Origin of the sequence: Burkholderia plantarii (assembly GCF_001411805.1) — a bacterium.
GTDB lineage: Bacteria > Pseudomonadota > Gammaproteobacteria > Burkholderiales > Burkholderiaceae > Burkholderia > Burkholderia plantarii.
Window position 1 is genome coordinate 474552 of sequence record NZ_CP007212.1, and the last position, 22626, is coordinate 497177.

A 22626-nucleotide genomic window follows, 5' to 3' on the forward strand; every position below is an offset into this window, starting at 1 on the left:
TGGCGAGGAGGCCGGTCTTTTTGTGATTGACGACTGTTGCGACGGCAATTCCGAAAATGAAGCGACGTGATACCCTGCCTCTCCATCCGGGTCGTGCCTGGCCCTTGCGGCGTAATTTCTTTTTGTCATGACGCAGCTGCTGAAAAAATTCGATCTCACGTCGTTACGCCTGTTCCTGGCGGTCTGCCAGGAACGCAGCATCGCGCGGGCCGCCGAGCGCGAATGCATCACGCCGTCGGCGGTGAGCCGGCGCATCGCGGAAATCGAGGCGCTGATCGGGCTGCCGGTGGTGGTCCGGGAGTCGCGCGGGATCTCGGTGACCGCGGTCGGCGAGACCGTGATGCGCTACGCGGAGGCGGTGATCGCGAACCTGGAGGGGATGGAGGCCGAACTATCGCGCTATGCGACGGGCGCCAAGGGCAGCGTGCGGATCGTGGCCAATCTCTCGGCGGTGGTGCAGTTCCTGCCCGAGGACATCTCCTCGTTCAAGCGCGTGTTTCCCGAGGTCGACATCGAGATCGACGAGCAGACCAGCGTCAACGTTCTGCGCAGCGTGCGCGAGGGCGACGTCGACTTCGGTATCTGCAACGCGACATCGCCAGCCGAGGGGCTCGATCTGCGCACCTATCGCAGCGACCGGCTGGTGCTGATGATCCCGGCCGGCCACCGGCTCGGCAACGCGCTGACGGTGCGGTTGGCGGACGTCGTCGGCGAGCATTTCGTCGGCCTGCGCAGCGACGCCTCGCTGATGAGGCTGCTGGCCGAACAGGCGCAGAAGCTCGACGCGAAGCTCGACGTCAAGATCCGCGTGGGCAGCCTCGACGCGCTGTGCCGGATGGTGCATGTCCGGCTCGGCGTCGCGGTGGTGCCGCAGCAGATCGGCGAGCTCTACATCAACACGCTGAACGTGAAGCTGGTGCCGATCGCGGAGGACTGGGCCGTGCGCACGCTGATGATCGCGTGCCGCAATCTCGAACATCTCGCGGCGCCGGCCGCGGCGCTGGTCAATTTCCTGACGGACAAGCGCTGAGCCGCCAGCGCTCTCGAAACGAGAAAGCTGGCATCACGACTTGGCATGCGCGGCCCGATTCACGCGCACTATCATCGTCCGACCTGGACTCGAACCGGTTGGACCATGCCGCAGACGCTCTACGACAAGCTTTGGGACGCGCACGCGATTGCCACCGAGCAGGACGGCACGACGCTGCTCTACATCGATCGCCATCTCATCAACGAAGTGTCGAGCCCGCAGGCGTTCGAGGCGATGCGGCTGGCCGGCCGCACGCCGTGGCGCAGCCGCGCGAATTTCGCGGTGGCCGATCACAACGTGCCGACCACCGATCGCAGCGGCGGCCGGATCGCCGATCCGATCTCGCGACTGCAGGTCGCGACGCTCGACGACAACGCCAAGGCCTACGGCTTCCAGTTCTTCGGCATGCTCGACCCGCGCCAGGGCATCGAGCACGTGATCGGGCCGGAGCAGGGCATCACGCTGCCGGGCATGACGCTTGTGTGCGGCGACTCGCATACCTCGACGCATGGCGCGTTTGCCTGCCTCGCGCACGGCATCGGCACCTCCGAAGTCGAGCACGTGCTGATCACGCAGACGCTGCTGACGAAAAAAATGAAGTCGATGCTGGTCAAGGTCGACGGCGAGCTGCCCGCGGGCTCCACGCCGAAGGACGTGATCCTCGCCGTGATCGGCCGGATCGGCACGGCGGGCGGCACCGGCTACGCGATCGAATACGCGGGCTCGACGATCCGCGCGATGTCGATGGAGGGCCGCATGACGATCTGCAACATGACCATCGAGGCCGGCGCGCGCGCCGGCATGGTGGCGTTCGACGACACCACGCTCGACTACGTGCGCGGCCGCCCGCTCGCGCCGCAGGGCGAGCAGTGGGAGCAGGCCGTCGCCTACTGGCGCACGCTGCGGTCGGACCCCGACGCGTCGTTCGACGCGGTGGTCGAGATCGACGCGGCCGCCATCCGGCCGCACGTGAGCTGGGGCACCTCGCCGGAAATGGTGGTGGCGGTGGACGAGCGCGTGCCCGATCCGCTCGGCGAGCCGGACCCGGTGCGGCGCGACAGCATGGAGAAGGCGCTTGCCTACATGGGGCTCGCCGCCGGCACGCCGATCACCGAGATCGCCATCGACAAGGTGTTCATCGGCTCCTGCACGAACTCGCGCATCGAGGACCTGCGCGCGGCCGCCGCCGTGGTGCGCGGCAGGCGGCTCGCCGCCAACGTCACGCTGGCGATGGTGGTGCCGGGCTCGGGGCTCGTGAAGGTGCAGGCCGAACGCGAGGGGCTCGACCGGATCTTCATCGATGCCGGTTTCGAATGGCGCGAGCCGGGCTGCTCGATGTGCATGGCGATGAACGATGACCGGCTCAAGCCGGGCGAGCGCTGCGCCTCGACCTCGAACCGCAATTTCGAGGGCCGCCAGGGGCCGGGCGGGCGCACCCATCTGGTCAGCCCGGCGATGGCCGCCGCCGCGGCGATCGCCGGGCGCTTCGTCGACATCCGCGCGATCTAGCGCGACGCGGGCCCGAGGCCGGCCCGCGCGTTGGACCTTTCAAGCACAGGACTTCCCCCATGACTCCGTTCGTTCGCCACGAAGGCATCGTCGTTCCGCTCGACCGGGCCAACGTCGACACCGATGCGATCATCCCGAAGCAGTTCCTCAAGTCGATCCGGCGCACCGGCTTCGGCGAGAACCTGTTCGACGAGTGGCGCTACCTGGACCACGGCGAGCCGGGCCAGGACTGCTCGACGCGTCCGCTCAACCCCGACTTCGTCCTGAACCGGCCCGACCTGCGCGGCGCCTCGGTGCTGCTCACGCGCGCGAACTTCGGCTGCGGGTCGTCGCGCGAGCACGCGCCCTGGGCGCTCGACCAGTACGGCTTTCGCGTGATCATCGCGGCGAGCTTCGCCGACATCTTCTTCCACAACTGCTTCAAGAACGGCCTGCTGCCGATCGTGCTCGGCGCCGACCAGATCGACGCGCTGTTCGACGCCGCCCGGCAGCGGGGCGTGCTGCGCCTGCACGTCGATCTCGAGCAGCAGCGCGTTCGCACGCCGGACCACGCGCTCGCCTATCCCTTCGAGATCGATCCTTTCCGCAAGTACTGTCTCGTCAACGGCTTCGACGACGTCGCGCTCACCCTGCGCCGCGCCGACGAGATCGGCGAGTTCCAGGCACGCCATCTGGCCCGGTATCCGTGGCTGTCGAACGTGCTGTGAGCCCGGAAGTGCAATGACGGTATCCACCGCGCGCCACGAACGCGCGGACCCTGCCGACCAACAAGAACGATACAAGGAGATAGCGGAGATGCAGCTCAAAACCCTTTTGAAGCATCTGGACCTGACGACGCTTCAACTGCTGTTGTCGATCCACCAGCACGGCACGCTGACCCAGGCCGCCCGCCAGGAGGCGATCGCGGTTTCCGCGGCGAGCAAACGTTTGAACGAGCTCGAACGGGCGCTCGGCGAGCGGATCTTCGTGCGCGAACGCACCGGCATGACGCTCACGCTGGTCGGCGAGATCCTGCTGCTGCATGCCCGCGAGATGATCTCGAGCGCCCAGCGCATCAACACCGAACTGAACGAACGCGGGCTGTGCGCGCAGAAGGCGGTGCGCGTCGCCGCGAACCTGGCCGCGATCATCCAGTTCTTTCCCGACGATCTGAGCCGCTTCATGGCGCTGCATCCGGGCATTCCGATCAAGCTGAACGAGGTGCCCAGCAGCGGCGTGCTGCAGGCGGTCAGCGACGGCGACGCCGACCTCGGGATCTGCACCAATCCCGACGGCGTGGACGACGGCCTGCAACTGCACGAATACCGCCGCGACCGGCTGGTGCTGGTGGTGCGCGGCGATCACGCGTTCGCGCAGCGCGCGCGGCTGTCGTTCGCCGACACGCTGGAAGCCGACTACATCGGCCTGCAGGGCGAGTGCTGGGTCGGTCGCCAGAGCCAGCGCGCCGCCGAGGCGGCCGGCGCCATGCTGAAGCTGCGCGTGCAGGTGTCCGGCTTCGATGCGCTGTGCCGGATCGTGCATGCCGGGGTGGGCGTGGGCCTGGTGCCCTACGAGGTGTTCCGCGCCATCGGCCAGCCGCTCGGGCTGGTGGCCGTCGAGCTCGACGACGCCTGGGCGGTGCTCCAGCTGCATATCGGCGCGCCGCGCAACCGGCCGATGGCGGTGGAGACGGTCATGCTGCTCGAGCATCTGCGCCGCGCCGCGCGCGGCGTCAACCCGGGCGCGTTCGACGTGGCGCTGCGCCGGCCGCCGCTCGCCGCGCGGATGCCGCGTCAGGCCGAGGCGATGCTGGGGGCGCTGGCGTGAAGGCGGCGTCCCCCGCCCAGCAGGCCCTGATCCGCGCGGCGCTGACGGCGGTCTGCGCCGGCGCCGTCGTGCCGCTCGCGCACGCGGCCGGCGCCGGGAGCCAGGAGGTCTGCTACGGCGTCGCCGCCGCCGGCCACAACGACTGCGCCGACACCACCTGCTTCCATCTGTGCTCGGGGCTCTCCCAGCACGACCGCGATCCGACCGAATGGACCATGGTGCCGAAGGGCACCTGCACGCAGCTCGGCGGCAAGGTGGCGGCGGCGCCGCTCGCCTGCACGCCCGCCGCGTCGTCGGCCGCGCAGGACGCCGACGCCCCGGCCGGCGAGGCGCTGTACGCGCATGGCGACGCGGCCCGCGCGATTCCCGCGTGCGCGGCATGCCACGGGCCGGCCGGCGATTCGACGACGCCCGCCTACCCGAGGCTGGGCGGCCAGTACGCCGATTACCTCGATACCCAGCTGCGCGCGTTCCGCGGCGGCGCACGCAACAACCCGGTCATGATGACCGCGGCGCATGCGCTGACGGACGCCGACATCGCCAACCTGTCGCTGTACCTGGCCGCGCAGGTGCCCGCGATCGGCCAGGGCGGTGCCGGAGCCGGCGGCACGGTGCGCGCCGCGAGTGCCGGCAAGCCGTTCCGGGACTGCCGCGATTGCCCCGAGGTCGTGCCGCTGCCTCCCGGCCGCTTCGTGATGGGCTCGCCGCCCGCCGAGGCGGGGCGCTTTCGCAACGAACGCCAGCATGTGGTCGATATCGGCCACGCGTTCGCGATCGGCCGCTTCGACGTGAGCTTCGCCGAATGGGACGCCTGCGTGCGCGACCGTGGCTGCCGCGGATACCGCCCGGCCGACGACGGACACGGACGCGACACGCTGCCGGTCGTCAACGTCGAGTGGGAGGACGTGCAGGCCTATCTGGCGTGGCTGACGCAGAAGACGGGGGCGCGCTACCGGCTGCCGAGCGAGGCCGAATGGGAGTACGCGGCGCGCGGCGGGACCGCCACCGCGCGCTGGTGGGGGGACGGGATGGCGCGCGAGAACGCCAACTACGGCCCCGACACCTGCGTGCAGCAGACCAATTGCGGCGGCTTCGCGGCGGGCGCCGACAAGTGGGTGACCGCCTCGCCCGTCGGCAGCTTCGCGCCGAACCCGTTCGGTCTCTACGACATGCTCGGCAACGTCTGGCAGTGGACCGCCGACTGCTGGCATGACGACTACGCGGGCGCCCCGGCCGACGGCAGCGCCTGGGACGCCGCCAGCTGCGGGCGGCGCGCGATCCGCGGCGGCTCGTGGTCGAACGTGCCGGCGTTCGTCCGCGCGGCGAGCCGTGCGGCCGTGCCGTCGACGGTGCGGCGCGGGTATCTCGGGTTCCGGGTCGTGCGCGAGCTGCCCGCGCAGGGCGCGGGCGCGCTCGCGAACGCGCCGTGACGCGCGGTTCGGTGGGATCGTTGCAACAAGGGATGGTGACGCGGCGGAGCGAGGCCGGGCGCGAGCGAGTGGCTCGCCCGGGCCGGCACTCGGGGGCGGCCCGTCAACCGCGATCGTGAAGCGGGCCGCGCCGAACTGACTCGGCCGGCCGTGTGACGGCGATGCTTGAAGTCGTGCCCGATGCCGGCACGCCCCGGCAGCATCAGGCAGGGCCCGCACGGCCCGCCGCGACGGGCGGCGCCGGCGGCATGACTGCCGGCCCGGCGCCGCGCGCCAGGTTCAGAAGTCGCCGTCGAGGCCGTCCTGCACCTGCTCGGCCGCGCGCAGCACCGCGCGCGCCTTGTTCTCCGTCTCCTGCCATTCCGACTCGGGCACCGAGTCGGCCACCACGCCGGCGGCCGCCTGCACGTAGAGGTTGCCTTTGTGAATCAGGCCGGTGCGGATCGCGATCGCGAGGTCCATCTCGCCCGAGAACGACAGGTAGCCGACCGCGCCGCCGTAGAGCCCGCGCTTGACCGGCTCGAGCTCGTCGATCAGTTCCATCGCCCGCACCTTCGGCGCGCCCGAGAGCGTGCCGGCCGGGAACGTCGCGCGCAGCACGTCGTAGTTGGTCATGCCGGGCTTGAGCGTGCCCTCGACCGAGCTGACGATGTGCTGCACGTGCGAGTATTTCTCGATCACCATCCGGTCGGTGACGGCCACCGAGCCGGTGGTCGCGATGCGGCCCACGTCGTTGCGCGCGAGGTCGATCAGCATGACGTGCTCGGCGATCTCCTTCGGATCGTTGAGCAGCTCGGTGGCGAGCGCCGCGTCGCGTTCCGGCGTGTTGCCGCGCGGGCGCGTGCCGGCCAGCGGGCGGATCGTGACGATCTGGTCCTCGCCGCGCTTCTCCTGGCGCACCAGGATCTCCGGCGAGGCGCCCACCACGTGGAAGTCGCCGAAGTTGTAGTAGTACATGTACGGCGACGGATTCAGCGATCGCAGCGCGCGGTACAGCGACAGCGGATTGTCGCGATACGGCTTGCTCAGGCGCTGGCCGACCTGCACCTGCATCAGCTCGCCGGCCGCGATGTATTCCTTGGCCTGACGCACGGCGGCCAGGTAGTCGTCCTTCTTGAACTCGCGGAACGTCTCGGTGCGCACGCTCGCCGACGTGACGGGCGGCTGCACCGTCGCGTGCAGCCGCTGCTTCAGTTCACGCAGCCGCTGCCTCGCCTTCGCATAGGCTTCCGGCTTGCCCGGGTCGGCGTAGATGATCAGGTAGAGCTTGCCGGCGAGGTTGTCGATCACGGCGACTTCCTCGGTCAGCAGCAGCTGGATGTCCGGCAGGTTCAGGTCGTCGGGCGGCGTCGAATCGGCGAGCTTCTTCTCGATGTAGCGCACCGCGTCGTAGCCGAAGTAGCCGGCCAGGCCGCCGCAGAAGCGCGGCAGGCCGGGGCGCTGGGCCACCTTGAAGCGCGCCTGGAAGGCTTCGATGAACGCGAACGGGTCGCCTTCGTGGGTCTCCACCACCTGGCCGTCGGTGACGATCTCCGAGACGCCGTTGCGGGTGCGTACCAGCGTGCGGGCCGGCAGCCCGATGAACGAATAGCGGCCGAAGCGCTCGCCGCCCACCACCGATTCGAGCAGGAACGAATTGGCGCCGCCGCGCTCGGACTGCGCGAGCTTCAGGTACAGCGAGAGCGGGGTTTCGAGATCGGCCAGCGCCTCCGCGATCAGCGGGATGCGGTTGTAGCCGGCGTTCGCGAGCGATTGGAATTCGAGTTCAGTCATGTTCCGGTCCTGTCTGGACGAGCGGCAAAAACGTGCCGGGAGAATCGCGGGCGCTGCGCGGCGGGCCGGAAGGCGGGGTGGTCGGAAGCCTGACCGGCTGGCGCTCCGCTCACGCGATCGCCCGGCACGCGCGGCCGGCGCCCGGACGCGAAGGCGAACGGCGTGGCGGTGCGGGACGACGAATCGGTGGACGGGGCGCGGGACACGCGCAGCAAACAAAAAACGGATGCCGGAGCCGAACTCCGGCGAACCTCGACGAGGTCAGCGCGACCAGCGACGCCAGGGCCAGGCTCCCCGGTCGATGCTGCTCAGACTCCGTTTTTTGTTCAGAAACATGCGGTGGAAGATAAATCAGAGGGTTGGCGTGGACGCGTTGTGCGCGGCAATGACCTGCGCCGCGACCAGCAGCGAATCGACTATACCATCCGAATTTATCGTTTGTATAGCGTTGCCGTGGTTGTAGCCGTAGGGCACCGTCAGCGTCGCGAGGCCCGCCGCGCGGCCCGCGATCGCGTCGTTTTCCGAGTCGCCGATCGCCACCGCCAGCGCCGGTTCGACGCCGAGCCGCTCGCAGGCGGTGAGCATCGGCAGCGGGTCCGGCTTCTTGCGAGGCAGGCTGTCGCCGCCGAGCACCACGCCGAAATAGCCGTCCAGCGCGTATTGCGCGAGCAGTTCGGCGGCGAAGCGCAGCGGCTTGTTGGTCACGCAGGCGAGCTTGAGGCCCGCCTCGCGCATCGCGCGCAAGCCGGCCTCGACGTCGGGATAGAGCTGCGTGTGGCGGCCGTTGATCTTCGCGTATTCGGTCTGGTAGATCGCCAGCGCGTCGTCGAAGCGCGCCTGCGCCTCGGTCTCGGGAAAGCGCGGCTTCAGCACCTGCGCGATCAGGTTCTCGGAACCCTTGCCGACGTATCGCATGACCTCGTCGCGCGCCGTGGCGGGCGCGCCCAGTTGCGCGAGCATGGCGTTCAGGCCGGCCGTGAAGTCGTCGGCGGTGTCGATCATGGTGCCGTCCAGATCGATCAGCGCGGCCGCGAGCCTCGGCGCGGCGAAGCGGATCGTCGTCATCGCCTCAGCCCTTCGCGACGCCGGCGAGCGACGCGCGCATCTCGTCGATCACGGCCTGGTAGTCGGGCTTGCCGAAGATCGCGGAGCCGGCCACGAAGGTGTCCGCGCCCGCCGCGGCGATCTCGGCGATGTTGTCGACCTTCACGCCGCCGTCCACCTCGAGGTGGATCTCGCGGCCGGTGCGCTCGCGGTAGGCGTCGATCTTCGCGCGCGCCTCGCGGATCTTGCGCAGTGCCTCGGGGATGAACGACTGGCCGCCGAAGCCTGGATTCACCGACATGATCAATACCAGGTCGAGGCGGTCCATCACGTGGTCGAGGTAGTTGAGCGGCGTGGCCGGGTTGAACACCAGGCCGGCCTTGCAGCCGTGGTCCTTGATCAGGCTCAGCGTGCGGTCGATGTGGTCCGAGCCTTCCGGATGGAAGCTGATCACGTTGGCGCCCGCCTTCGCGAAGTCCGGCACGATCCGGTCGACCGGACGCACCATCAGGTGGACGTCGATCGGCACCTGCACGTGCGGCCGGATCGCTTCGCAGACGAGCGGCCCGATCGTCAGGTTCGGGACGTAATGGTTGTCCATCACGTCGAAGTGGATCCAGTCGGCGCCGGCGGCGACGACGTTGCGGACTTCTTCGCCGAGCCGGGCGAAATCGGCCGACAGAATGCTGGGAGCGATGCGGAATTGCGTCATGACGGTATCGGGGGACGTGCGTTTATGCAGAGCCGACATTCTACCGCCGCGGGCGGCGGCCGCCCCGCGCGGTTGCGGGCGCCGGCGGCATCAAGCAGAATGCCGACCAGAGCGGGCCGCCCGGCGGGCCGTGCGGCGCCCCGCCGGGCACCGGTCGACCTTCGAAGCAGGAATCCCCATGAGCCAGTACGAATTCAGCGTGTCCGTGAAAACGGCCTATCTGCCGGAACAATCCGACCCGGAACGCCGTCAATATGCATTCGCCTACACGCTGACGATTCGCAATACCGGTCAGGTGACGGCGCAGCTGATCGCGCGGCACTGGGTGATCACCGACAGCGAACAGAAGGTGCAGGAAGTGAAGGGACTCGGCGTGGTCGGCCATCAGCCGCTCCTGAAGCCGGGCGAGCAATTCGAATACACGAGCTGGGCGGTGATCGCGACGCCGGTGGGCACCATGCGCGGCGCCTACTTCTGCGTGGCCGAGGACGGCGAGCGCTTCGACGCGCCGGTCGCCGAATTCGCGCTGCACATGCCGCGCACGCTGCACTGAGCGGCGCGGGCCTCAGCGTCCGTGGCGCGGATCGTCGGCCTGCCGGCGCTGCTTCTTCTTGCCGGACGCGGTCCAGGCGACGATGAAGATCAGCAGGCCGAGCGCCAGCAGCGATTCCAGCGCGAAGATCAGCATCGGGTATTCGTCGAACAGATCAGACATGGCGGTTTCCATCAAGAACGATCATTGTAGGTGGTTCGGGCCGCGGCTCGCCGGATGGGCGGCCGCGATCGCGACGGCGGCGCTGCTGGCCGCCTGCGGCGGCGCGCCGGTGCGCCCGCCCGCGGCGAGGGTGCCCGGCGGCGCGCCGTTCGTGCCGGGCCAGGTGGCCGCCGAGCGGCTCACGCCGGTGGCCTGGCGGCAGGTGCCTGGCTGGCAGGACGACACGCTGATCGGCGCGACCATCGCGCTGCGCGAGAACTGCACGCGGCTCGCGCGCGCGCCCAACTGGCGCCGTGCCTGCGAGGCGGCCGGCCGGCTCGACGATCTCGACATCACCGGCGCGCGCAGCTTCTTCGAAACCTACTTCACGCCGTACCAGTTCGCCAATACCGACGGCACGCTCGACGGCCTCGTGACCGGCTATTACGAGCCGCTGCTGCGCGGCTCGCGCGTGCGCCGCGGGCCTTACCAGACCGCGCTCTACCGCTGGCCGGCCGGCTACCGCGCCGGCACCGCGCTGCCGGCGCGCGCGCAGCTCGAACGCTCGGGCGTGCTGAACGGCAACGAACTGGTGTGGGTCGACGATCCGGTCGACGCGTTCTTCCTGCAGGTGCAGGGCTCCGGGCGCGTGGTGCTCGACGACGGCACCGTGATGCGGGTCGGCTACGGCGGCACCAACAACCAGCCGTACCGGTCGATCGGCAAATGGCTGCTCGACCACGGCGAACTCACGCCCGGGCAGGCGACGATGCAGGGCATCAAGGCCTGGGCGAGCGCCAACCCGACGCGGCTCGACGCGCTGCTCGACACCAATCCGCGCTTCGTGTTCTTTCGTGAGATGCCGTCGCAGGAAGGCGCGCCGCAGGGCGGCGCGGACGGCCCGATCGGCGCGCTCGGCGTGCCGCTGACGGCGGAGCGCTCGATCGCCGTCGATCCGTCGGCGATTCCGCTCGGCACGCCGGTATTCCTGCAGACCACGCGGCCGCTCACCAATACGCCGATGAGCCGGCTCGTGTTCGCGCAGGACACCGGCTCCGCGATCAAGGGCGGCGTGCGCGCCGACTATTTCTGGGGGCTCGGCGACGACGCGGGCGATCTGGCCGGCCGCATGAAGCAGGTCGGCCGGATGTGGCTGCTGCTGCCGAATTCCTGATGGATGGCCGCTGCCGTGGTTCGCCTCCGGGCGCGCCGCGCGGCGGCCTTCTCAGGCCCTTGGCGGCGCTCAGCGGCGCCGGTCGATCACGCGGCGCGCCTTGCCGACCGAGCGCTCGATGCCGTTCGGCGCCAGCACCTCGACCACCGCGGTCACCCCGATCAACGCCTTGATGTCGTAGGCGAGCGCGCGGCGCGCGCTGTCCAGCTGCGCGCCGTCGGCCGCCGCGTGCGGGCACGGCTCCACGTTCAGCGTCATCACGTCGAGCGGGCCGTCCTTCGTCAGCACGATCTGGAAATGCGGCGCCAGCACGCGCTGCTTCAGCAACTGTTCCTCGATCTGGGTCGGAAACACGTTCACGCCGCGGATGATCATCATGTCGTCGGCGCGGCCGGTGATCTTTTCCATGCGCCGCATCGGGCGCGCCGTGCCGGGCAGCAGGCGCGTGAGGTCGCGCGTGCGGTAGCGCACGATCGGCAGCGCCTCCTTGGTCAGCGAGGTGAACACCAGCTCGCCGAGTTCGCCGTCCGGCAGCACCTCGCCCGTCAGCGGATCGACCACCTCCGGATAGAAGTGGTCTTCCCAGATCGTCGGGCCGTCCTTGGTCGCCGCGCATTCGGACGCGACGCCCGGCCCGATCACCTCCGACAGCCCGTAGATGTCGACCGCGTCGATTCCCGCGCGCGCCTCGAGCGCCGTGCGCATCTCGTTGGTCCACGGTTCGGCGCCGAAGATGCCGATTCGCAGCGATGCGTCGCGCGGGTCGAGCCCCTGTCGCTCCATCTCGTCGGCGATCGACAGCATGTAGCTCGGCGTCACCATGATGATGTCGGGCCGGAAATCGCGGATCAGCTGCACCTGCTTCTCGGTCTGGCCGCCGCCGAACGGGATCACCGTCAGTCCGGCGCGCTCGGCGCCGTAGTGCGCGCCGAGGCCGCCCGTGAACAGGCCGTAGCCGTAGCTGACGTGGACCTTGTCGCCGCGCCGCGCGCCGGCCGCGCGGATCGAGCGTGCCACGAGGTTGGCCCAGGTGTCGATGTCGCGCGCCGTGTAGCCGACCACGGTCGGCTTGCCGGTGGTGCCCGACGACGCGTGGATGCGCGAGATCCGTTCCTGCGGGACCGCGAACATGCCGAACGGATAGTTGTCGCGCAGGTCGTCCTTGGTCGTGAACGGGAAGCGCGCGAGATCGGCGAGCGCGCGCAGCTCGCCCGGATGCACGCCCGCTTCGTCGAACTTGCGCCGATAGACGGGCGAGTGGTCATACGCGTGCGTGAGCGACCAGCGCAGGCGGTCGAGCTGCAGCGCCTGCAGCTCGTCGCGGCTGGCGGTCTCGATCGGTTCGAGCGGAAGGGGGGCGTTCATCGGTGTCTCCGGCCATTGTTATGTGTCGTGCGCGGCGGCGCGCTCAGGCGCCGGTCGCGGTCACGGTGCCGCCGATCCGGGCCGACTTGCCGCGGAACATCGCGACCGTCTCGCCCGCGCGGTTGGTCACGCGGATATCGTAGATGCCGTGGCGGCCGCTCAGCGTCTGCTCGCTCGCCTCGGCCGTCAACACCTCGTTCAAGGCGACCGGGCGCAGGAACTCGATCGAGCAGCCGGCCGCCACCGTGTTCAGGTTGTACGAATTGCAGGCCAGCGCGAAGGCGGAATCGGCGAGCGTGAAGATCATCCCGCCGTGGCAGGTGCGGTGGCCGTTCAGGAACTCGGCGCGCACCGCCATGCGCATCCGCGCGCGGCCCGGGCCCACCTCGAGCAGCTCGATGCCGAGCGTGCGCGTGCAGGCGTCGGCCGCGTACATCGCGTCGGCGGCCGCCCGCGCCAGCGCTTCGGCGTCGATGGGGGCGGTGTCGGCGGCCGGGCCGGGGGTATCGGGCGCGTTCATCTCAACGGCCCTCGAAGCGCGGCGCGCGCTTTTCGATGAAGGCCGCCACGCCCTCCGCGTAGTCGTGCGACTGGCCCAGTTCGCGCTGATGGTCGCGTTCGAGGTCGAGCTGCTGGTCGAGCGTCTGGGTCAGGCCCGCGCGCATCGTCTGCTTGATCACGGCGATCGCCCGGGTCGGCTGCTTCGCGAGGTCGGCCGCGAGCGCGGCGGCGCTGGATGCCAGCGCGTCGTCGTCGACGGCGCGCCAGATCAGCCCCCACTCGGCCGCGCGCTCGGCGCCGAGCTTCTCGCCCGTCAGCGCGAGCCCGAGCGCGCGCGCAAAGCCGACGCGCTGCGGCAGGAACCAGGTGCCGCCGGAGTCGGGCACCAGGCCGATCTTCACGAACGACTGGATGAAGTTGGCCGATTTCGCGGCCAGCACGAGGTCGCAGGCGAGCGCGAGATTCGCGCCGGCGCCTGCCGCGATGCCGTTGACGGCGGCGATCACCGGCAGCGGCAGCGCCTGCAGGCGGCGCACCAGCGGGTTGAAGTGCGTGTCGATCAGCGCGCCGAGGTCGGTCGACGCGCCGGGCGTGAAGTCGAGATCGGCGAGGTCCTGGCCCGCGCAGAAGCCGCGGCCGGCGCCGGTCAGCACCAGCGCGCGCGCCCGGCCCGCTTCGGCCTCGTCGAGTGCGGCGGCCAGTTCCGCATGCATTGCGCGGGTGAAGCTGTTGAGCTTGTCGGGACGGTTCAGCGTGATCGTCGCGACCCGCGTCTGCGGATCGAGTTCGAACCGGATCGTATCGTGCGGCATCGGTATCTCCTGGAGGAGGCGCCCGGCCGGCGGCGTGCCGGCCGGTGCGGCCGGGATGGCTCAGGCGCCGGCGGTGTCGGCTTGCGGCGCGACGTGGATGCGGCTCTGCACGACGCGGAAGCGGTTCGCGACGAACGCGGCGTCGGCGAGTGCCGCGTTCGCGGCCGGGTTCGCGCCGGTGGCGTGGAAATCGGAGAACGCGGCCGACTGGTTCACGAACACGCCGCCCGTCAGGTTGATCGACAGCGCAACGCCGCCGCGGATCGCCGCGTCGTGCGCCTGCTCGATCACCGCCGTGTCGGTGCTGTAGACCGACAGGGTCAGCGCGCCGCATTCGGCCGCGATGCCGCCGGCCAGGTCGAGCGACTGCGCGGTCGAGTCGGTCGCGATCACGAACGAGATCGGACCGAACCACTCGCGCGTGAACACGCCGCGGTCGCTCGCGTCGAGCTGCACGACGAGCGGCGTGCGCACGCGCGCGCCCGGATGGGCGGGATGGTCGAGCGTGACGCTGTCGGCCAGCACCGTGCCGAGCCCGCGCGCCTCGTCGATGCGCGCGACCACGCCGTCGTTCTGGATCGCGCCGAGCAGCTCGACGGCGCGCGCGGGATCGGCGCCGAGCTTGCGCACCGCGCCGGCGATCGCCTGGGCGACCTCATCGAAGCTCAAGTGGCCGTCGGGCGTCTCGATGCCGTCGCGCGGCACGTAGATGTTCTGCGGCGCGGTACACATCTGGCCGGCATAGAGCGCGAGCGAGAACGCGATGTTGCGTACCGCGCCCTTCAGGTCGTCGGCCGAGTCGATCACGATCTGGTTCACGCCGGCCTTCTCCGTATAGACCTGCGCCTGATGCGCGTGGCGTTCGAGCCAGTCGCCGTGCTCGGTGCTGCCCGTGAAGTCGATCAGCTTGATGTCGGGGCGCACGGCGAGCCCCTGCACGAGCGCGCCGTCGTCGGGATCGGTTGCCAGCAGCGTGACGACGTTCGGATCGAAGCCGGCCTCGCGCAGCACCTCGCGCGCGATGCGTACCGTGATCGCGAGCGGCAGGATCGCGCCCGGATGCGGCTTGACGATCACCGTGTTGCCGGTCGCCAGATCGGCGAACAGGCCGGGGTAGCCGTTCCAGGTCGGGAACGTGCAGCAGCCGAGCACCAGCGCGGTGCCGCGCGGGACGATCGTGTAGCGCTTCTGCATCGCGAGCGGCGGGTTCTTGCCTTGCGGCTTTTCCCAATGCGCGTCGGCCGGGATCTTGCGCAGCGCGTCCCAGGCGTAGGCCACCGCCTCCAGCGCGCGGTCCTGCGCATGCGGGCCGCCGGCCTGGAACGCCATCATGAAGGCCTGGCCGGTGGTGTGCATCACGGCGTTCGCCAGTTCGAAGCTGGCGCGGTTGAGGCGCGCCAGGATTTCCAGGCTCACGCCGATCCAGGCGCTCGGGCCGGCCGCGCGCCAGGCCGGCTGCGCGGCGGCGGCCGCCGCCGCGAGCTGGTCCGGCGACGCTTCCGGATAGCGGATGCCGAGCGGAAAACCATACGGCGACAGCTCGGCGCCCACCTCGCCGCCGGTGCCCGGCTGGTCGAGCGCGAAGCGCTGGCCGAGCTGGGCCTGGAACGCGGCTTCGCCGTCTGCCGCCGCGCTTTCCCCGTACACTTTGGGGCTTGGCATTTCGGCGAAAGGGCTCCAGTAACCACGGGTTTCAATGGCGGACAAAGCCCGCTGCAAAGTGGCTTCGTGCTTCGTGAAGAGGGGATGGGTCATGACGGCAGCCTGGTTGAGGGGACGAGGGCGTTCGTGCGGACTTAATTAATTAACCGACCGGTTGGTCGGCAAATGGTAGCATTGTTCCCGGCGCGTGTGCGCAATGAATGACGTTTCTTTGATGAGGAGACATCGATGGCTTACGAAAACCTCCTGGTGGAGACCCGCGGGCGTGTCGGGCTGATCACGCTGCATCGTCCGAAGGCGCTGAACGCATTGAACGATGCACTGATGGACGAACTCGGCGAGGCGCTGAAGGCGTTCGACGCCGGCGACGGGATCGGCGCGATCGTGCTGACCGGCAGCGAGAAGGCGTTCGCGGCGGGCGCCGACATCGGGATGATGGCGAACTACACATATATGGACGTCTACAAGGGCGACTACATCACGCGCAACTGGGAGACGATCCGGCAGATCCGCAAGCCGATCCTTGCGGCCGTGGCGGGGTTCGCGCTCGGCGGCGGCTGCGAGCTGGCGATGATGTGCGACATCATCATCGCGGCCGACACGGCGAAGTTCGGCCAGCCCGAGATCCGGCTCGGCGTGATGCCGGGCGCGGGCGGCACGCAGCGCCTGCCGCGCGCGGTATCGAAGGCCAAGGCGATGGACATGTGCCTGACCGCGCGCTTCATGGAGGCTGAAGAGGCGGAGCGGGCCGGGCTCGTCTCGCGCGTTGTGCCGGCGGCCTCGCTGCTCGACGACGCGCTCGCGGCCGCCACGACGATCGCGGAGTTCTCGCTGCCGGCGGTGATGATGGTGAAGGAGTCGGTCAATCGCGCCTACGAGACGACGCTGTCGGAGGGCGTGCATTTCGAGCGCCGGGTGTTCCATTCGATCTTCGCCACCGAGGATCAGAAGGAGGGGATGGCGGCCTTCGTCGAGAAGCGCAAGCCGGTATTCAAGCATCGTTGAGCACGGCGGCACATGGCGTGATCGTTGCGTCCGCAACCTGATTTCGTGCTTCTTCGTTTGGTATCAAAGGTTTGCCGTCAAGGGCGCCGCGCGAGCGGCGCCCTTGGCGTTTTTCTTTTGCATTTTCTTCACGAAAAGGCTTGCAGGAAGCGGGATCGGTGCTTAGAATCACGCCTCTTTCGCGCTAACGGAAACGCGGCGCGGAAGGGGAAGCCAGGCAGGACGAACGCAGCGCCGAATGTTGGCCGCGTGTTGGTGTTGCCGGAGGTAAATGATCAACAAAGCAGGTTGATCGCAGCGTGAAAAAAGTAGTTGACGCGCTGCGAAACGTTGATCATAATCTCGCTTCTCTGCTGCTGACAACGCAGCGCTGCTGGGAAGGCCAGAAAGTCCGGTCGGTTCAGCGGAAATGCTCTTTAAAAATTAACAGCCGATAAGTGTGGACGCTTGATCGACGCGGTCCTGATCTTTGGATCAGGTCAGCAAAAGTATCAAGAGTCTCACACAAAAGTAAGTCAGGTTTGTGAAGCAATTCATAACCTGTCAGCTTTGAGTGAGCGACCGGTTCTTAACGGAACCGAAAACAGTAACAGGAATTGAACTGAAGAGTTTGATCCTGGCTCAGATTGAACGCTGGCGGCATGCCTTACACATGCAAGTCGAACGGCAGCACGGGTGCTTGCACCTGGTGGCGAGTGGCGAACGGGTGAGTAATACATCGGAACATGTCCTGTAGTGGGGGATAGCCCGGCGAAAGCCGGATTAATACCGCATACGATCTACGGATGAAAGCGGGGGATCTTTGGACCTCGCGCTATAGGGTTGGCCGATGGCTGATTAGCTAGTTGGTGGGGTAAAGGCCTACCAAGGCGACGATCAGTAGCTGGTCTGAGAGGACGACCAGCCACACTGGGACTGAGACACGGCCCAGACTCCTACGGGAGGCAGCAGTGGGGAATTTTGGACAATGGGCGAAAGCCTGATCCAGCAATGCCGCGTGTGTGAAGAAGGCCTTCGGGTTGTAAAGCACTTTTGTCCGGAAAGAAATCCTGAGGGCTAATATCCTTCGGGGATGACGGTACCGGAAGAATAAGCACCGGCTAACTACGTGCCAGCAGCCGCGGTAATACGTAGGGTGCGAGCGTTAATCGGAATTACTGGGCGTAAAGCGTGCGCAGGCGGTTTGTTAAGACCGATGTGAAATCCCCGGGCTCAACCTGGGAACTGCATTGGTGACTGGCAAGCTAGAGTATGGCAGAGGGGGGTAGAATTCCACGTGTAGCAGTGAAATGCGTAGAGATGTGGAGGAATACCGATGGCGAAGGCAGCCCCCTGGGCCAATACTGACGCTCATGCACGAAAGCGTGGGGAGCAAACAGGATTAGATACCCTGGTAGTCCACGCCCTAAACGATGTCAACTAGTTGTTGGGGATTCATTTCCTTAGTAACGTAGCTAACGCGTGAAGTTGACCGCCTGGGGAGTACGGTCGCAAGATTAAAACTCAAAGGAATTGACGGGGACCCGCACAAGCGGTGGATGATGTGGATTAATTCGATGCAACGCGAAAAACCTTACCTACCCTTGACATGGTCGGAATCCCGAAGAGATTTGGGAGTGCTCGAAAGAGAACCGATACACAGGTGCTGCATGGCTGTCGTCAGCTCGTGTCGTGAGATGTTGGGTTAAGTCCCGCAACGAGCGCAACCCTTGTCCTTAGTTGCTACGCAAGAGCACTCTAAGGAGACTGCCGGTGACAAACCGGAGGAAGGTGGGGATGACGTCAAGTCCTCATGGCCCTTATGGGTAGGGCTTCACACGTCATACAATGGTCGGAACAGAGGGTCGCCAACCCGCGAGGGGGAGCTAATCCCAGAAAACCGATCGTAGTCCGGATTGCACTCTGCAACTCGAGTGCATGAAGCTGGAATCGCTAGTAATCGCGGATCAGCATGCCGCGGTGAATACGTTCCCGGGTCTTGTACACACCGCCCGTCACACCATGGGAGTGGGTTTTACCAGAAGTGGCTAGTCTAACCGCAAGGAGGACGGTCACCACGGTAGGATTCATGACTGGGGTGAAGTCGTAACAAGGTAGCCGTATCGGAAGGTGCGGCTGGATCACCTCCTTTCTCGAGCTAATACCGCATACATTGAGCGTTCACGCTTATCGGCTGTTGATCAAGACAGACTCAGGGGTCTGTAGCTCAGTCGGTTAGAGCACCGTCTTGATAAGGCGGGGGTCGTTGGTTCGAATCCAACCAGACCCACCAATTGTCTGACACGGAAACCTGAGACGTCTCTGTACATGGGGGCATAGCTCAGCTGGGAGAGCACCTGCTTTGCAAGCAGGGGGTCGTCGGTTCGATCCCGTCTGCCTCCACCAATCTTCAATGACAAACGTTCAGTCATACTGAGTTTTTGTCATTGGCGATTGAGCCAGTCAGAGGATAAGTCAGAAGTTGCACTTATCGGCTGTCGTTCTTTAACAATCTAGAAGAAGTAGTAATTTGGATAGCGGAAGCGCTTATTTGAGATGGGCGTGGAAACTATCCGGGTTGTGATTGTATCGATGTATCTCAAGAAGATTCGAACTTAAATGTTCGGCTCAATTGGAATACGGCACAAATGCGAGAACTCAACCTGTAACGGCTGTCGAGAAGACAGACCCGTTATAGGGTCAAGCGAACAAGTGCATGTGGTGGATGCCTTGGCGATCACAGGCGATGAAGGACGCGGTAGCCTGCGAAAAGCTACGGGGAGCTGGCAAACGAGCTTTGATCCGTAGATGTCCGAATGGGGAAACCCACTCCTTTTGGAGTATCCATGACTGAATACATAGGTCATGTGAAGCGAACGCGGTGAACTGAAACATCTAAGTAACCGCAGGAAAAGAAATCAACCGAGATTCCCAAAGTAGTGGCGAGCGAAATGGGAAGAGCCTGTACTCTTTATTTGTATTGTTAGCCGAACGCTCTGGAAAGTGCGGCCATAGCAGGTGATAGCCCTGTAGGCGAAAACAGTATGAAAGAACTAGGTGTACGACAAGTAGGGCGGGACACGTGAAATCCTGTCTGAAGATGGGGGGACCATCCTCCAAGGCTAAATACTCGTGATCGACCGATAGTGAACCAGTACCGTGAGGGAAAGGTGAAAAGAACCCCGGGAGGGGAGTGAAATAGATCCTGAAACCGCATGCATACAAACAGTCGGAGCCTCGTAAGGGGTGACGGCGTACCTTTTGTATAATGGGTCAGCGACTTACGTTCAGTAGCAAGCTTAACCGAATAGGGCAGGCGTAGCGAAAGCGAGTCCGAATAGGGCGTTCAGTTGCTGGGCGTAGACCCGAAACCAAGTGATCTATCCATGGCCAGGATGAAGGTGCGGTAACACGTACTGGAGGTCCGAACCCACTAACGTTGAAAAGTTAGGGGATGAGCTGTGGATAGGGGTGAAAGGCTAAACAAACTTGGAAATAGCTGGTTCTCTCCGAAAACTATTTAGGTAGTGCCTCGTGTCTCACCTTCGGGGGTAGAGCACTGTCATGGTTGGGGGGTCTATTGCAGATTACCCCGCCATAGCAAACTCCGAATACCGAAGAGTGCAATCACGGGAGACAGACATCGGGTGCTAACGTCCGGTGTCAAGAGGGAAACAACCCAGACCGCCAGCTAAGGTCCCCAAATATAGCTAAGTGGGAAACGAAGTGGGAAGGCTAAAACAGTCAGGAGGTTGGCTTAGAAGCAGCCACCCTTTAAAGAAAGCGTAATAGCTCACTGATCGAGTCGTCCTGCGCGGAAGATGTAACGGGGCTAAGCTATATACCGAAGCTGCGGATGCACATTTATGTGCATGGTAGGAGAGCGTTCCGTAAGCCTGCGAAGGTGCATTGTAAAGTGTGCTGGAGGTATCGGAAGTGCGAATGCTGACATGAGTAGCGATAAAGGGGGTGAAAGGCCCCCTCGCCGTAAGCCCAAGGTTTCCTACGCAACGTTCATCGGCGTAGGGTGAGTCGGCCCCTAAGGCGAGGCAGAAATGCGTAGCTGATGGGAAGCAGGTCAATATTCCTGCACCATTGTTAAATGCGATGGGGGGACGGATCGCGGAAGGTTGTCCGGGTGTTGGAAGTCCCGGTCGCTGCATTGGAGAAGGCGCTTAGGCAAATCCGGGCGCGGAATTCAAGGATGTGGCGCGAGCTTCTTCGGAAGCGAAGCAATCGGAAGTGGTTCCAAGAAAAGCCTCTAAGCTTCAGTTTAACAGTGACCGTACCGCAAACCGACACAGGTGGGCGAGATGAGTATTCTAAGGCGCTTGAGAGAACTCGGGAGAAGGAACTCGGCAAATTGGTACCGTAACTTCGGGATAAGGTACGCCCCTGTAGCTTGACTGGCCTGCGCCAGAAGGGTGAAGGGGTTGCAATAAACTGGTGGCTGCGACTGTTTAATAAAAACACAGCACTCTGCAAACACGAAAGTGGACGTATAGGGTGTGACGCCTGCCCGGTGCCGGAAGATTAAATGATGGGGTGCAAGCTCTTGATTGAAGTCCCGGTAAACGGCGGCCGTAACTATAACGGTCCTAAGGTAGCGAAATTCCTTGTCGGGTAAGTTCCGACCTGCACGAATGGCGTAACGATGGCCACACTGTCTCCTCCCGAGACTCAGCGAAGTTGAAGTGTTTGTGATGATGCAATCTCCCCGCGGCTAGACGGAAAGACCCCATGAACCTTTACTGTAGCTTTGCATTGGACTTTGAACCGATCTGTGTAGGATAGGTGGGAGGCTATGAAACCGGAACGCTAGTTTCGGTGGAGCCGTCCTTGAAATACCACCCTGGTTTGTTTGAGGTTCTAACCTTGGCCCGTGATCCGGGTCGGGGACAGTGCATGGTAGGCAGTTTGACTGGGGCGGTCTCCTCCCAAAGTGTAACGGAGGAGTACGAAGGTACGCTAGGTACGGTCGGAAATCGTGCTGATAGTGCAATGGCATAAGCGTGCTTAACTGCGAGACCGACAAGTCGAGCAGGTGCGAAAGCAGGTCATAGTGATCCGGTGGTTCTGTATGGAAGGGCCATCGCTCAACGGATAAAAGGTACTCTGGGGATAACAGGCTGATACCGCCCAAGAGTTCATATCGACGGCGGTGTTTGGCACCTCGATGTCGGCTCATCTCATCCTGGGGCTGTAGCCGGTCCCAAGGGTATGGCTGTTCGCCATTTAAAGAGGTACGTGAGCTGGGTTTAAAACGTCGTGAGACAGTTTGGTCCCTATCTGCCGTGGGCGTTGGATATTTGAAGGGGGCTGCTCCTAGTACGAGAGGACCGGAGTGGACGAACCTCTGGTGTACCGGTTGTCACGCCAGTGGCATCGCCGGGTAGCTATGTTCGGAAGAGATAACCGCTGAAAGCATCTAAGCGGGAAACTCGCCTTAAGATGAGATATCCCCGGGGACTTGATCCCCTTGAAGGGTCGTTCGAGACCAGGACGTTGATAGGTCAGGTGTGTAAGCGCAGTAATGCGTTCAGCTAACTGATACTAATTGCCCGTAAGGCTTGATCCTATAACCGGTCTGTTTTGCACCAGTCTTGCTGGTGCGCAGCGGTTGGATTCTCGACATGTCGTGCCGTACAAGCACAACCCAAACTACTTCTTCCAGATTGGTCGTGGCGCGACACACGCGACGCGACAACCCTCTTAGCCTGATGACCATAGCGAGTCGGTCCCACCCCTTCCCATCCCGAACAGGACCGTGAAACGACTCTACGCCGATGATAGTGCGGATTGCCCGTGTGAAAGTAGGTAATCGTCAGGCTTCCTCCTTCGAAACCCCCGCTGCCCGCGCAGTGGGGGTTTTGTTTTTTCCAGGCTCGGAAATCGCCGCGCCTTTCGGCGACCCACATCGCCTCACCCAAGCATCCATCAGCGAGATAACATGCGCGTGACTCACGCATCGCGCCGATAACTCTCGTCGCATGCCAAAACGCCAGCCGACGAAGGCAGACGCTGTACGATGCAAAGTCGACGTGAATCGCGAACCATCATGACGCTCCGCCAGCCACCGACGCCCGAAAGTCGCATCGTCCACGGCCTCGGGCGACCGATCCGCAAGTTC

16 protein-coding genes, 2 tRNA genes and 3 rRNA genes are annotated in these 22626 nt (G+C 65.3%); 13 read left to right on the forward strand and 8 right to left on the reverse strand.

The annotated features are described in order from the left end of the window. Window positions 1-127 precede the first annotated feature (127 nt). The 5 genes from bpln_RS02090 to bufA1 all read left to right on the forward strand — a co-directional run bounded on the left by bpln_RS02090 (window position 128) and on the right by bufA1 (window position 5775). Window positions 128-1030 carry a LysR substrate-binding domain-containing protein gene (locus tag bpln_RS02090; RefSeq protein ID WP_042623750.1) on the forward strand — a complete coding sequence of 301 codons (903 nt, stop codon included), beginning with the start codon at window positions 128-130 and terminating at the stop codon, window positions 1028-1030. Between the two features lie 105 nt (window positions 1031-1135). Then, complete coding sequence (gene leuC, locus bpln_RS02095) at window positions 1136-2539, forward strand: 3-isopropylmalate dehydratase large subunit (RefSeq protein WP_042623751.1); 1404 nt, start codon at window positions 1136-1138, stop codon at window positions 2537-2539. Between the two features lie 59 nt (window positions 2540-2598). Next, the gene (leuD, locus tag bpln_RS02100; RefSeq protein WP_055137973.1) at window positions 2599-3246 is read left to right on the forward strand and encodes a 3-isopropylmalate dehydratase small subunit; all 648 of its coding nucleotides are present in this window, start codon (window positions 2599-2601) and stop codon (window positions 3244-3246) included. A gap of 88 nt (window positions 3247-3334) precedes the next feature. Then, window positions 3335-4345 (forward strand): LysR family transcriptional regulator, encoded by a 1011-nt coding sequence (locus tag bpln_RS02105; protein WP_055137974.1) that lies wholly within the window; start codon window positions 3335-3337, stop codon window positions 4343-4345. Then, window positions 4342-5775 (forward strand): BufA1 family periplasmic bufferin-type metallophore, encoded by a 1434-nt coding sequence (gene bufA1 / locus bpln_RS02110; RefSeq protein ID WP_055137975.1) that lies wholly within the window; start codon window positions 4342-4344, stop codon window positions 5773-5775. The genes bpln_RS02105 and bufA1 overlap by 4 nt, the downstream gene beginning before the upstream one ends. Window positions 5776-6054: 279 nt before the next feature. On the opposite strand, the gene trpE is transcribed toward bufA1, so the two are convergent. The 3 genes from trpE to rpe form a co-directional block, all read right to left on the reverse strand. Beyond that, window positions 6055-7548, reverse strand: a complete 1494-nt coding sequence (gene trpE / locus bpln_RS02115; RefSeq protein ID WP_055137976.1) for an anthranilate synthase component I — start codon at window positions 7546-7548, stop codon at window positions 6055-6057. 351 nt (window positions 7549-7899) lie between these two features. Further along, window positions 7900-8613, reverse strand: coding sequence for a phosphoglycolate phosphatase (locus bpln_RS02120; RefSeq protein ID WP_042623754.1), 714 nt, complete (start codon window positions 8611-8613; stop codon window positions 7900-7902). Window positions 8614-8617: 4 nt separating this feature from the next. After that, window positions 8618-9304, reverse strand: coding sequence for a ribulose-phosphate 3-epimerase (gene rpe, locus bpln_RS02125; protein ID WP_042623755.1), 687 nt, complete (start codon window positions 9302-9304; stop codon window positions 8618-8620). Between the two features lie 178 nt (window positions 9305-9482). On the opposite strand from rpe, the gene apaG reads away from it, so the two are divergent. Both apaG and mltA read left to right on the forward strand, forming a co-directional pair. Further along, entirely contained in the window at window positions 9483-9857 is a 375-nt protein-coding gene (gene apaG / locus bpln_RS02130; protein ID WP_042623756.1) for a Co2+/Mg2+ efflux protein ApaG, read from the forward strand. Window positions 9858-9939: 82 nt separating this feature from the next. Then, entirely contained in the window at window positions 9940-11172 is a 1233-nt protein-coding gene (gene mltA / locus bpln_RS02135; protein ID WP_042626388.1) for a murein transglycosylase A, read from the forward strand. A 69-nt stretch (window positions 11173-11241) separates the two neighbouring features. Here the strand turns inward: mltA and paaK are convergent, their stop codons facing one another. The 4 genes from paaK to paaN are packed head-to-tail and all read right to left on the reverse strand — an operon-like array spanning window position 11242 to window position 15605. Beyond that, window positions 11242-12537 carry a phenylacetate--CoA ligase PaaK gene (paaK, locus tag bpln_RS02140; RefSeq protein WP_042623757.1) on the reverse strand — a complete coding sequence of 432 codons (1296 nt, stop codon included), beginning with the start codon at window positions 12535-12537 and terminating at the stop codon, window positions 11242-11244. A gap of 43 nt (window positions 12538-12580) precedes the next feature. Then, window positions 12581-13057 (reverse strand): hydroxyphenylacetyl-CoA thioesterase PaaI, encoded by a 477-nt coding sequence (gene paaI / locus bpln_RS02145; protein WP_055137978.1) that lies wholly within the window; start codon window positions 13055-13057, stop codon window positions 12581-12583. 1 nt (window position 13058) lies between these two features. Further along, a complete protein-coding gene (gene paaG / locus bpln_RS02150) occupies window positions 13059-13850 on the reverse strand; it encodes a 2-(1,2-epoxy-1,2-dihydrophenyl)acetyl-CoA isomerase PaaG (RefSeq protein WP_042623759.1) in 792 nt (263 codons plus the stop codon). A 60-nt stretch (window positions 13851-13910) separates the two neighbouring features. Beyond that, a complete protein-coding gene (paaN, locus tag bpln_RS02155; protein WP_055137979.1) occupies window positions 13911-15605 on the reverse strand; it encodes a phenylacetic acid degradation protein PaaN in 1695 nt (564 codons plus the stop codon). A 135-nt stretch (window positions 15606-15740) separates the two neighbouring features. On the opposite strand from paaN, the gene bpln_RS02160 reads away from it, so the two are divergent. Then, window positions 15741-16517: an enoyl-CoA hydratase gene (locus bpln_RS02160; RefSeq protein ID WP_055137980.1), complete on the forward strand. Its 777-nt coding sequence runs from the start codon at window positions 15741-15743 to the stop codon at window positions 16515-16517. Here bpln_RS02160 and bpln_RS34995 read toward each other — a convergent pair. Continuing rightward, window positions 16504-16689, reverse strand: a complete 186-nt coding sequence (locus bpln_RS34995; protein WP_148653924.1) for a hypothetical protein — start codon at window positions 16687-16689, stop codon at window positions 16504-16506. The genes bpln_RS02160 and bpln_RS34995 overlap by 14 nt on opposite strands. A 426-nt stretch (window positions 16690-17115) precedes the next feature. Between bpln_RS34995 and bpln_RS02165 the strand changes: the two genes are divergently transcribed. From bpln_RS02165 to rrf, 5 genes are all read left to right on the forward strand, one after another. Further along, a 16S ribosomal RNA gene (locus bpln_RS02165) occupies window positions 17116-18648 on the forward strand. A gap of 64 nt (window positions 18649-18712) precedes the next feature. Then, window positions 18713-18789: transfer RNA gene (locus bpln_RS02170), tRNA-Ile, on the forward strand. Between the two features lie 37 nt (window positions 18790-18826). Continuing rightward, window positions 18827-18902 (forward strand) — tRNA-Ala (locus bpln_RS02175). A gap of 292 nt (window positions 18903-19194) precedes the next feature. Continuing rightward, window positions 19195-22074, forward strand: a 23S ribosomal RNA gene (locus bpln_RS02180). Window positions 22075-22212: 138 nt separating this feature from the next. Further along, window positions 22213-22326: ribosomal RNA gene (rrf, locus tag bpln_RS02185) — 5S ribosomal RNA — on the forward strand. The 16S, 23S and 5S rRNA genes sit together here with 2 tRNA genes alongside, the layout of an rRNA operon. Window positions 22327-22626 lie beyond the last annotated feature (300 nt).

Coding starts and splice junctions, on each gene's coding strand:
- bpln_RS02160 (WP_055137980.1), top strand. CDS start 15,741: ATGGCTTACGAAAACCTCCTGGTGGAGACCCGCGGGCGTGTCGGGCTG.
- paaK (WP_042623757.1), bottom strand. CDS start 12,537: ATGAACGCCCCCCTTCCGCTCGAACCGATCGAGACCGCCAGCCGCGAC.
- mltA (WP_042626388.1), top strand. CDS start 9,940: ATGAAGATCAGCAGGCCGAGCGCCAGCAGCGATTCCAGCGCGAAGATC.
- paaN (WP_055137979.1), bottom strand. CDS start 15,605: ATGACCCATCCCCTCTTCACGAAGCACGAAGCCACTTTGCAGCGGGCT.
- bpln_RS02090 (WP_042623750.1), top strand. CDS start 128: ATGACGCAGCTGCTGAAAAAATTCGATCTCACGTCGTTACGCCTGTTC.
- apaG (WP_042623756.1), top strand. CDS start 9,483: ATGAGCCAGTACGAATTCAGCGTGTCCGTGAAAACGGCCTATCTGCCG.
- rpe (WP_042623755.1), bottom strand. CDS start 9,304: ATGACGCAATTCCGCATCGCTCCCAGCATTCTGTCGGCCGATTTCGCC.
- paaG (WP_042623759.1), bottom strand. CDS start 13,850: ATGCCGCACGATACGATCCGGTTCGAACTCGATCCGCAGACGCGGGTC.
- bpln_RS02105 (WP_055137974.1), top strand. CDS start 3,335: ATGCAGCTCAAAACCCTTTTGAAGCATCTGGACCTGACGACGCTTCAA.
- leuD (WP_055137973.1), top strand. CDS start 2,599: ATGACTCCGTTCGTTCGCCACGAAGGCATCGTCGTTCCGCTCGACCGG.
- trpE (WP_055137976.1), bottom strand. CDS start 7,548: ATGACTGAACTCGAATTCCAATCGCTCGCGAACGCCGGCTACAACCGC.
- paaI (WP_055137978.1), bottom strand. CDS start 13,057: ATGAACGCGCCCGATACCCCCGGCCCGGCCGCCGACACCGCCCCCATC.
- bpln_RS02120 (WP_042623754.1), bottom strand. CDS start 8,613: ATGACGACGATCCGCTTCGCCGCGCCGAGGCTCGCGGCCGCGCTGATC.
- leuC (WP_042623751.1), top strand. CDS start 1,136: ATGCCGCAGACGCTCTACGACAAGCTTTGGGACGCGCACGCGATTGCC.